The 1,374-nt window shown below is 42.2% G+C and carries 1 protein-coding gene; it reads right to left on the bottom strand.

The window, feature by feature from the left end; all coding sequences use genetic code 11:
- A partial coding sequence (locus tag K5Q29_RS10575) for an IS110 family transposase (protein ID WP_221877132.1) occupies nucleotides 1–1,123 on the bottom strand: 1,123 nt, incomplete at its 3' end.
- Between the last annotated feature and the right edge of the window lie 251 nt (nucleotides 1,124–1,374).

Genomic DNA, 1,374 nt, shown 5'->3' with positions numbered 1-1,374 from the left:
GATACGTTATCTGCTCTTTTAAAAGGATATAGGCTATTTTTAATAATTGATGTGCGAGGGCAATTGTTGCTTTTTGTGAACCACGCCGACTTTGAATCTGATAAAATCGGGCTGCTAGAGGACTTCCTTTTTGTTTTTTGACAGCGAAAGCGGCTTGGCATAAACATTTCTTCAAATAAGAATTACCATGCCGAATCTTGGTACTTCGTTTCTTACCAGCACTCTCATTATTACCTGGACAGAGTCCAGCCCAAGAAGCTAAATGTCCAGATGTCGGAAACTGACTCATGTCAACTCCAACCTCAGAAATGATAACAGAAGCTGTAATGACATCAATGCCTGGGATGGAATCCAATATTTCTACATGGTTTTCATATTGTGATAGATAGACATTAATTCGCTCTTCCAGCAACTCAATCTGCTTCTGATAAAAATCATAAATCTCTAAGGACTGCTTTAACATAAAACAATGATGGTCAGAGAAATAACCATCCAGGGCTTCCAGAAGCTGTGGCACTTTCTTCTTCAAGCTGGTATAAACGGATTGACGGACAATGCGAGGTGTGATAGGCGTCCCATCAACCAGTAGCTGAAGGAGATTACGTCCAGATAGCCCCATAATATCTTCAATATAGGTCGTTAGCTTGATACCACCTGACTGAAGAATTTTATGGATACGGTTGGTTTCTCGATTGCGACTTTCCACATAATGTTTTCGCTGTCTGGTCAACTCCCTCAATTCTTGAATGATTTCATCGGGAACGAAACTCCGAGGAAGCAGACCAATCCGTGTTAATTTAGCAATCCAGTGAGCATCCTTCTTGTCGGTTTTCTGACCTGGGATAGCCTTCATATGGGCTGGTTGAGCCAGTATCAACTCGAAGTCATCACATAGAGCATGCCAGACAGGTCGCCAATAGACACCTGTACTTTCCATGCCAACAGCTTCCACATGAAATTGACTGAGAAAATCGTGGCAAGCACGTAGGCCTTTAGTCGTTGTATCAAATGTAGCCATCTCACGCTTTGGACGAGTTGATGTGAGAGGTCCGTGTAGGATACAGACAACAATATTGGCTTGATGGACATCAATACCTGCACAAGATTGATAGAGAACATCCATGACAATTCCCTCCTTCTAAAAATTAGAGAGCTTATCTACCGAATTTTAGTCGTATTTTTATACTCATGCCTATCGCATATTTTGGGGTGCTCGTCAGTAGAGTGGATTAGTTTTTCCCGCGATGACTAACATCATTAACTCGTCAACCACAAAGCCCTCACTAAGATTATACACCTAGTGAGGGCTTTGTGTTCGTTTTCATTATTCTGTGGGTGAAGGCGGAGCCATCATGGATGTCTTTCCCACTCCCA

This window comes from Streptococcus sp. 2018037 (assembly GCF_019754195.1).
GTDB classification, from domain to species: Bacteria; Bacillota; Bacilli; order Lactobacillales; family Streptococcaceae; genus Streptococcus; species Streptococcus hashimotonensis.
This window is presented reverse-complemented; position numbering and strand designations above follow the sequence as displayed.